The organism is Geomonas sp., assembly GCF_056994735.1.
Genome location: NZ_JBXKJL010000097.1, coordinates 1 through 9,012 on the forward strand (window position 1 = coordinate 1; position 9,012 = coordinate 9,012).

Here is a 9,012-nt window from a genome sequence, read left to right on the forward strand (position 1 = left end):
TTCACGCTGTAGATCGACAGCGGGCTGATGTTGGCGCAGACCAGCAGGAATACGAGTGTTAGCGCGATCAGGAGTACTTCGAGAGCGATCTCGTTGGGGGTCTTGCGGCGCTTGGCCCCCTCGATGAGGGAGATCATCCGGTCCAGGAAGGTCTCTCCCGGGTTGGCGGTGATCCTGACGATGATGGAGTTGGCGATCACCTCGGTGCCCCCGGTGACGGCGCTCCGGTCGCCGCCGGACTCGCGCACCACCGGCGCGGATTCTCCGGTAACCGCCGCCTCGTTCACCAGCGCGGCTCCGGTCACCACCTCGCCGTCGCCCGCTATCATCTCGTGCGCCTCGACCAGTATGTAATCGTCCTTCCTGAGCGATTCGGCCGGTACGCTTTCGAACGGACTGCCGAACTCAGGTACTTTCAGACGCTTCGCGGTCACCTCGGTGCGGCTTTTACGAAGCGATGCCGCGCGGGCCTTGCCGCGTCCCTCCGCGAGCGACTCGGCGAAGGTGGCGAAGATGACTGTCAGCCAGAGCCAGACGGAGACCAGGCCGGTGAACCAGGCGGGTTCCTTGTTGGCGCCGGTAAGCGACATGACGAAGGTGATCAGGGTGATGGCGCTGGCTATCTCGACGCAGAACATCACCGGGTTGCGCCAAAGGCCCCTGGGGTCCAGCTTCTTGAAAGAGTCGACCAGCGCGGGTTTCATGATCCGTGCGTCGAACATGGAAATCGGTTCAGGTGCGTGTTTCGACATCCTTACTTACCTCCCAGCATGATCAGGTGCTCCACGATCGGCCCCAGCGAAAGTGCGGGAAAGAAGGTCAGCGCACCGACGATGAGGATGACCAGGGCCAGCCAGAGGGCGAAGGGGACCTTGTCCGTGGGAAGGGTTCCCAGGCTGGCGGGAACGTACTTCTTCTGCGCCAGGGAGCCCGCCATGGCGAGCGAGGCGACGATTGGGGCGAAGCGTCCGAAGAACATCGCTATCGAGCCGCTGACGTCATAGAAAGCCGTGTTTGCGTTGAGCCCCGCGAAGGCACTCCCGTTGTTGTTGGACATGGACGCGTAGGCATAGAGGACCTCGGAGAGTCCATGTGCGCCCGGGTTGGCCATGGAGGAGATCGCCGACGGGACCACCATGGCAAGCCCGGAGAAGATCAGCACCAGGATGCCCGAGGTGAGCACGGTGATGATCGACATCCACATCTCGCGCACCTCGATCTTCTTGCCGAGGAACTCCGGGGTACGCCCGATCATGAGCCCGGCCACGAAGACCGCGATCACCACGAAGGCGATCATGGTGTAGAGTCCGGTCCCCACGCCGCCGAAGACCACCTCCGAGAGGAGGATCAGCGAGAGCGGGATCATCCCTCCCAGCGGGGTCATCGAGTCGTGCATCGCGTTGACCGCCCCGCAGGAGGTGCCGGTGGTCGCGGAGGTGAAAAGGGCGGTTCCGGCAACACCGAAGCGGGTTTCCTTCCCTTCCATATTCACGGCATGAACGCCCAGCTTCGCCACCAGGGGATTGCCGCTATACTCCGCCCAAAAGTTGACCCCGATCGCCATGATCAGGATCGCCAGCATGACCGCCAAAAGAGCCCATCCCTGGCGGGTGTTCCCAGCCATGGTGCCGAAGGTGTAGGTGAGGCTGCCGCTGATCAGAAGGATCAGGAAGACCTCGGCAACGTTGGTGAGAGGAGTCGGATTTTCATAGGGATGCGCCGCGTTGGCGTTGAAAAAGCCGCCGCCGTTGGTGCCGAGTTCCTTGATCGCCTCCTGGGATGCCACGGGTCCCATGGGGATGCTCACCTCTTTGACCTTGATGGTCTCGGTGACCTGGTTCCCCCTGGCATCCTTGACCTGGTTCCCCTTGTCGTCCAGCTTGGGCTTGTCGTAGCCCGTCTCCTGAACCAGCGGCACAGTCTTGTTGCGGCTGAAATTCTGGATCACCCCCTGGGACACCAGGAACACGGCGAAAACAAGCGACAGCGGCAGCAGAACGTACAGGGTACACCTGGTGAGATCGACGTAGAAATTGCCGATCACCGAGACCCGGCGCCGTGCAAAGCCGCGTATGGTAGCGATCGCCACCACGATGCCGGTCGCGGCGGAGAGGAAGTTGTGCACCGCGAAGCCGAACATCTGGGTGAAGTAGCTCGCCGCCGACTCACCTGAGTAAGCCTGCCAGTTGGTGTTGGTCATGAAGCTGATGGCCGTATTGAGCGCCAGGTGCCAGGAAAATCCCGGGAACTTCTGAGGGTTCATGGGGAGCACTCCCTGAAGCAGCAGGATCGCCAGCAGCGAGAGGCCGCAGATCAGGTTGAAAAGAAGCAGGCCACAGGCGTAGCGCTTCCAGTCCATCTCCTCGTCCTTTTCTACGGCGCAGATCCGGTAGAGGAGGTTTTCGCAAGGGACAAGAACCGGGGAGAGGAAGGTCCGTTCCCCCTGGAACACCTTTGCCAGGTAACCGCCTACCGGCTTCACCGCCGCCAGAAGGACGAGGAAGAAGATTGCTGTTTGCAGCCATTCGTAGGTGTTCATAACTCCTTTCTCCGTTTCTACTGATTCAACTAGGGAACTGCGCGTGACAGCGAATTGATAATGTTATCTCTTCTGGGTCAGGCGCGTGGTGATGATACAGGCGATGGTCCCTTTGAGCGCCAGACTCCCCGGCTGCACAGAGCCTTCAATGACCTCGCCCTCGAAGTAGTAGTCACCGATGGTGGCGAGAACCTTCACCTTGCCGGTCTGCTTGCTCACGGTCCAGATATCGGGAGGGTACTCGTGGTACACCGCGAGCACGTCGTTGATCTTGATGGCGTTCCTCACGTCCTGACTGCCGCTGTGAAACATATGCACCTTGGCACCGACCGTCATGACCTCGGTCTCCTTCAGGTAAGTCGGCTCCTGGACGGAGGGAGGATAGGATACGGCATGAACTGGAGAAGCCATCAGAAGCGGAATCGTCAGCAGCAGTAAAAGTGTTTTCATGGTCATCCACCTCCTGTTTCTGTCGAAGGAATCACACCGGTGGGATCGGTGTGAGGCAGGGTGATGGTTTCTTCCTTGCTGAGCTCTTGTTTGGGAACGGTCAGATGCCGCACCTCCCAGAGGTTTTCTGCCACACGAAAGACCGGAACCTCTCCTCGTCCGAACGGTGGAGGCGCGATGGCCGTGCAACCGGCCGGTAACTCCCGTAGTTCCCTTTTCATGAAACCTTTGTCGGCAAAGTCTTCACCCTGGTAGACGCCGCTCTCCGGGCAATAGAGGTAGATTTTCACGGTGATACTCCTGCTGTTTGGAAATTGTTTTCTCTAGTATCACCATATCGTCATTCCCCTAAAGACGGTGTCAAGATGCGGACCGAAGCCGTAAAGAAGTCATTAAGAACAGGTCCTTCCCCCTCCCCTGTAGGGAGAGGGGCAGTGGCTGGGGGAGCTGCCAAGGGGGACACGGCCCCCGGCTACGGGTTATCGATATGCAGAGTGATGCCTCTCCTCGGGATTGACACCGTGAGGGGAGCGCGTGGCGGGTCAACGGCAGCCGTAGATCGCCTCTTTCGTGTGGATCGCGCCCTTGGGGGTGAGGACGCTGGAGTACAGGATGACCTCGGTCACCTCGAAGGCGGGGCAGGCCAGGTCCTGGTGGCGCCTTTCGAACTCCAGCACCGCGGCGGCGGGGGTGTCCTTGAGCCGCGCCAGGGTGATGTGGGGGGAGAACGGCCGCTCGTCGGGTGGGATGGCGACATCGACCAGAGCAAGCTCCACCTCCTGCTGCAGCGCCAGGAGCGCTTCGCACCGGTCCATCCCGACCCAGAGCACCCTCGGGTGCTTCCCCGGGGGGAAATGGCCGACTCCGCAGAGCCTCAGTGGAAATGAGGAAAAACTGACTTTCGAAAGGGCGGTCTTGATGAGGGAAAATGTCCCATCGTCGACTTCGCCGACGAAGCGCAGGGTGAGATGGAGCTCCTCCCTCCCCACCCATCTGGCGAGCGGAAGCTCCCTGGCAAAACCGGTGAGAGGATCTTTGGTCGTTTCAGGTAGATCAACGGCTATGAACAGTCTCGGCATGACGGCTCCCGTGTCTTTCCCGTTGTTAGATTGATATAGCTGTGGCAGCAGCATCCGGTTGATGTCATGGTCGATCGCTCTGTCAGAAGGAGCTGCAGCGTCTCGTGGTGATGAGTCAGAAAAAGTGGGATTTGGCAAAAGAGTCGCAAAAAAGAGTTGACGATGGCCGACTACGGTGCTAGAAAGTATAGCTTTGGTAACGGCGAAGTAAAGGCGCTAGAGATGCTCGACGCGAGATACATCCGCGAAAATCTGGAGACTGTAGAAGCCCGGCTGAAGACCAGGGGGGAGGGGATCAATCTTGCCCTCTTCAAGGAACTGGACGACCGCCGCCGCGAACTTCTGCAGCAGAGCGAGAACCTGAAGGCCATGCGCAACAAGGCCTCGGAAGAGATCGCCCGCCTCCAGGACAAGAGCCAGGCCGCCGACCTCAAGACCCAGATGCGCGAGGTCTCCCAGCAGATCAAGGGGATCGACGAGTCGCTGCGGGTGGTGGAAGAGGAACTGCAGAATTTCCTCCTCACCGTCCCCAACATCCCCAACATCAGCACCCCTATCGGCAAGTCCGAAGAGGACAACGTGGTGGTGAGGATCTCGGGCGAGCGCCCGGAGCTTGGCTTCGAGGCCAAGCCCCATTGGGAGATCGGCGAGAACCTGGGGATCCTGGATTTCGAACGCGGCGCCAAGCTTACCGGCGCGAGGTTTACCCTCTATCGCGGTGCCGGAGCCAGGCTGGAAAGGGCACTGATCAACTTTATGCTCGACCTTCACACAGAAGAGCATAAATATATTGAAATGCTCCCGCCGTTTATGGTAAACAGGGACAGCATGACCGGTACGGGTCAGTTGCCGAAGTTTGAGGAAGATCTCTTCCATCTGGAAGGGGTCGATTTTTTTCTCATCCCCACGGCTGAGGTTCCTGTCACCAATATCCACCGCGGCGAGATCCTGAAGGGCTCCGATCTGCCGATCAACTACGTGGCCTACACCCCCTGCTTCCGCAAGGAGGCCGGATCTTACGGTAAGGACACGCGCGGGCTGATCAGGCAGCACCAGTTCAACAAGGTCGAGCTGGTCAAGTTCACCGACCCCGCAACCTCATACGAGGAACTGCAGAAACTGCTCGGCCACGCCGAGGAGGTGCTGCGCAGGCTCAACATCCCCTACCGGGTGGTCGAGCTCTGCACGGGCGACATAGGTTTTTCGGCTGCCAAGACTTTCGACATCGAGGTCTGGCTGCCGGGTCAGAACTGCTACCGGGAGATTTCCTCCTGCAGCTGTTTCGAAGATTTTCAGGCGCGTCGGGCAGGGATACGTTTCAGGCCGGACGAGAAGGCCAAACCGGAGTTCGTCCATACCCTGAACGGCTCAGGACTCGCAGTCGGAAGGACCGTGGTTGCCGTGCTGGAGAATTACCAGCAGGCCGACGGTTCGGTGCTGATACCGGAAGCCCTCAGACCCTACATGGGCGGGCTGGAGAGAATCAGCTAGGCTTTGGAGGAATGGCCGAGTGGTTGAAGGCGGCGGTCTTGAAAACCGTTGAACGAAAGTTCCGTGGGTTCGAATCCTACTTCCTCCGCCATTTACAAGAGTTTACGCAGGTCAGTAGTAGCGGCATCACACGGAGAGCTGGCCGAGTAGGTCGAAGGCGCTCGCCTGCTAAGCGAGTATACTGGGTAAACCGGTATCGAGGGTTCGAATCCCTCGCTCTCCGCCATTTCAAGCAGGGAACTGTTTCAGACGGTAGCGGAGGTTTGGGTGAAGCGATTGATGAAACTGATGGTTTTGTCACTGGTCGCTATGGGTCTCGCAGCAGGATGCAACGAAAAGAAGGCTAAACCTGCACCAACCCGTTCACAGCCCGTCAAGTCCCCGTCGGTAGTAGTGGTACCGGACAGCGTCAAGGGAAAGTGGAAGGCGGTCAAGATCCAGGTCGCCGACAAGAACGCGAAGTCGCAGCAGATTTACACCATTCCGATCGGGTCCGAGTTCAAGCTCCCCGGATCGGACCTTACGCTGAAAATAGAGAATTTTTTACCGCATTTCGTGATGGAAGGGACCACCCTTACCTCTCAGTCCAACGAGCTGAGGAATCCGGCAGCCCAGTTGGTGGTGAAGGAAGGTGGCAAGGAAATTTACAGGGGCTGGCTCTTCACCCTCTACCCGACCACCCACGCGTTTCAGCATCCTCAGTACGGTTTCAGGCTGGTCGATTACGTTCCGGCCGGTTGATAAAATTTGGGCCCGTAGCTCAGCTGGATAGGGCACCGGACTATGAAACCGAAGGTCTGGCATCCGAAATGCTCTCGGCGTACGGAAAAAAGCCAAAACCAAGACACAGTGCTTGACTCGTTACCATGTTTTGTTGTAGCATCACAGTTCAACCAGCCAGAGATGGCTGGAAACGAAATTTGCCATAGTTTACGGTAGTTTGCGCCCGTAGCTCAGCTGGATAGAGCACAAGACTACGAATCTTGGGGTCGGGCGTTCGAATCGCTCCGGGCGCGCCAATTACCAGACAGAGCAAAAAATGATGGTCCTTCCGCACTTCACGGGAGGGCCTTTTTTTTATCTACGGTCCTAATTATCCGTAATACACCGGTCTGAAGAACCGACAGAAGAGCCCGTACCTCTTAACCAGGGTTGACCTTTTCTTTTAAGGTCATTCTAGTGTTTCAGGCTGTTCATCCTCTCCCTGGCCACGCAATAAAAAAGAAGGGCTACAGTTCACGCTGTAGCCCTTCTTGCGTTAGTGGCAGCAGTGACGCAGTGGGCGCTCGTTCAGCGCCCCTGCGCGGCGAGAAAGCGGGCAACGGCTTTGCCATGTTCCTCCGTGTAGCTGCAACTGGGGGAGACGCCGCATTTTCGGCATTTCAGGTCGTAGGCGGAGTTGATGGTCCCACACCGTGGGCAGGTGTAGCGCGCCCGGGCCTCCCGCAGCCACTGCTCGTGCCCCGCGCAACTGATCCGCTCAAGATCGGCCCATAAATCGTTCCGGTGCGGCCGCTCCCCCTGGAACTCTTTTAGCTGGCGGCACGGGAAATCACCGCACTGGCTGCAGAAATCGATCTTTCGTTCGGCCGCGCAGTTGAACATATGGCAACTCACGCACTGGGAAAACTTCTTCCCGGACCGGCACCCGTAACACCTTGCGTCCTCTTCGGAGCAGTTGAACCTGGCCGCCAGGGCCGTCAACCTTTCCTGATCCTCCGTAGTCGCGATGAAGAGGGAGCACGCCTCACAGTAAAGCCCGCAGACCGCGGCCACCTTCTTGCCGTCTTCTCTTTCCATAAAACCTCCTCGCACGGTAGCTTCTGGAGGGTTTGACTGCGCGGGAGAGAAAAGGTTACAAGGATCAGGAAAAAATCGACCACTCTCTCTTTTTCATCCCTTCGCGCACCCGCTCGGCAAAGGACTGGTCGCCAGAGTCGTGGTAGAGATCGTGATAGAGGTCGCGCAAGGCTCTGATTCCGTCGATTTCCTTCCTCGCCGGCTCCATCTCCGCCGGATGGGCCTTCGGGGAGGGATCCTTCTTTATCCATCCCTGCGCCAGTCCGAAGCGCACCCACTGGCTGCAGGAGCACGGATTGCCTTTCCTGATCAACTGGCAGCGATCTTCCATGTAGCCGAACCAGCGCTGCCTGGCACGGTGAAGGGTGGTCTTGACTGAGGCCAGTGAAGATTCGACGATATCGGCCACCACCTTCAATGGGAGACCGATGGTCACGGCGAGGCAGAAAACCTTCCGCTGTTCGGTCGGCAGGCACTCGGTCATGGCGTGGAGGCATTTCACCCTCGCCTGGCGGGCGAGATATTCCGTCTCCGGATCGTTGGGGGGATTGGGTTCGAGGATCTCATCGAGGGAGTACCCGGCTTCCTCGAGGGCATGGACCGGAAACTTCGCCCTGTGCTTGAGATAATCGCTGGCAATATTGAGGGCGATGCGATAGATCCATGTGGAAAAGGAGGATTCTTCCCGGAAGGTATGATACGAGCGGAAGGCCCGCAGGAAAGCCTCCTGGGTAATCTCTTCCGCATCGTCGGGGTTGCAGGTTAGCCCGAGAGCGAGCCTGTGAACCATATCGCAGTGGTCGCGGTAGAGCTGATCAAAGTCGGGAGTGAGCGCAGAAGTTGGCATGATTGGTTGTTACCAATAGTCCATTCCGAGACCTCTTGTCAACGCTAACAAGCGTTACGGCCTTCCTTAATTTGGCGATGGTATCGATGCCAAGACGAGGAAGCATCCTGGATGCCGATACCATCACACCTACGGCATCCAATCCGGCCTGTCTTGCACCCTTCGTTGGTTTTTAAAATTCTCACGGCCAGCCCTTTTGTATTCTATTCCTGCCATCTTTCATCTATCTGCCCACGGTCTCCTCTCCCGCCCGCTTTACTGTCATCCTCTCCGAACCTACATCCTCAAACTAATTGTTTTATAAATATTTGCACTAGCACTTATAAAATTAGTAAAAAATAATAACTTAAGCGAGGCTAGACTAAATAAATAGGGTATTAGCACGTCGTGCGATCCATATTATTAGAATCATTACTAGAAAAGCCTTGACATAATAATTTGCACCAATGTATTAAAGAAAATCGAATAAAAAGCTGTTATGTATTTGTCCTGTTTTTTTGGCAATGGAGATGGTTCAAGTGCTAAAGCCGTGACAGCTCCTTCTCTTGATGTAGCACGGGTTGTAGGCATGGAATCTCACCGAACGGCATAGACGAGGTGACCTGACGATACCAGACCGGAAGGGGACGCTGGTCAGTTCGTTAAGTTACTCGGTCCGCGGTCCGGAAGATACTAGGGGGAACCGTTTGCCGGACGGCAAGAGTGTAGCGTTACCAGCTCTTGACGTTTGAAAAAGGTGCGGGCTCTTAAGCGCTGTCACAACCTTCATTACCGTTCCTTGTCGTCGGCAGGAAGCCGCCTTTACC

General features: G+C 57.5%; 9 protein-coding genes and 3 tRNA genes. 5 read left to right on the top strand and 7 right to left on the bottom strand.

Annotation, left to right across the window (positions count from 1 at the left end; all coding sequences use genetic code 11):
- From AC11W3_RS04420 to thpR, 5 genes are all read right to left on the bottom strand, one after another.
- The coding region (locus AC11W3_RS04420) for a P-type ATPase actuator domain-containing protein (RefSeq protein ID WP_484092564.1) at window positions 1–752 on the bottom strand (752 nt) is incomplete at its 3' end.
- 2 nt (window positions 753–754) lie between these two features.
- A complete protein-coding gene (gene kdpA, locus AC11W3_RS04425; protein ID WP_484089292.1) occupies window positions 755–2,539 on the bottom strand; it encodes a potassium-transporting ATPase subunit KdpA in 1,785 nt (594 codons plus the stop codon).
- Window positions 2,540–2,602: 63 nt separating this feature from the next.
- Window positions 2,603–2,989, bottom strand: coding sequence for a hypothetical protein (locus AC11W3_RS04430; protein ID WP_484089293.1), 387 nt, complete (start codon window positions 2,987–2,989; stop codon window positions 2,603–2,605).
- Between the two features lie 2 nt (window positions 2,990–2,991).
- Window positions 2,992–3,279: a hypothetical protein gene (locus tag AC11W3_RS04435; RefSeq protein ID WP_484089294.1), complete on the bottom strand. Its 288-nt coding sequence runs from the start codon at window positions 3,277–3,279 to the stop codon at window positions 2,992–2,994.
- Window positions 3,280–3,531: 252 nt separating this feature from the next.
- Window positions 3,532–4,068 (bottom strand): RNA 2',3'-cyclic phosphodiesterase, encoded by a 537-nt coding sequence (gene thpR, locus AC11W3_RS04440; protein ID WP_484089295.1) that lies wholly within the window; start codon window positions 4,066–4,068, stop codon window positions 3,532–3,534.
- 222 nt (window positions 4,069–4,290) lie between these two features.
- On the opposite strand from thpR, the gene serS reads away from it, so the two are divergent.
- The 5 genes from serS (at window position 4,291) to AC11W3_RS04465 (ending at window position 6,578) form a co-directional block, all read left to right on the top strand.
- The gene (serS, locus tag AC11W3_RS04445) at window positions 4,291–5,559 is read left to right on the top strand and encodes a serine--tRNA ligase (protein ID WP_484089300.1); all 1,269 of its coding nucleotides are present in this window, start codon (window positions 4,291–4,293) and stop codon (window positions 5,557–5,559) included.
- A gap of 5 nt (window positions 5,560–5,564) precedes the next feature.
- A tRNA-Ser gene (locus AC11W3_RS04450) sits at window positions 5,565–5,650 on the top strand.
- Between the two features lie 41 nt (window positions 5,651–5,691).
- Window positions 5,692–5,785, top strand: a tRNA-Ser gene (locus AC11W3_RS04455).
- A gap of 41 nt (window positions 5,786–5,826) precedes the next feature.
- Complete coding sequence (locus AC11W3_RS04460) at window positions 5,827–6,300, top strand: DUF2155 domain-containing protein (protein ID WP_484089296.1); 474 nt, start codon at window positions 5,827–5,829, stop codon at window positions 6,298–6,300.
- Window positions 6,301–6,501: 201 nt separating this feature from the next.
- Window positions 6,502–6,578, top strand: a tRNA-Arg gene (locus AC11W3_RS04465).
- A 271-nt stretch (window positions 6,579–6,849) separates the two neighbouring features.
- Here the strand turns inward: AC11W3_RS04465 and AC11W3_RS04470 are convergent.
- Both AC11W3_RS04470 and AC11W3_RS04475 read right to left on the bottom strand, forming a co-directional pair.
- Window positions 6,850–7,359, bottom strand: a complete 510-nt coding sequence (locus tag AC11W3_RS04470) for a DUF3795 domain-containing protein (protein ID WP_484092565.1) — start codon at window positions 7,357–7,359, stop codon at window positions 6,850–6,852.
- A gap of 64 nt (window positions 7,360–7,423) precedes the next feature.
- Window positions 7,424–8,206, bottom strand: coding sequence for an RNA polymerase sigma factor (locus AC11W3_RS04475; protein ID WP_484089298.1), 783 nt, complete (start codon window positions 8,204–8,206; stop codon window positions 7,424–7,426).
- Between the last annotated feature and the right edge of the window lie 806 nt (window positions 8,207–9,012).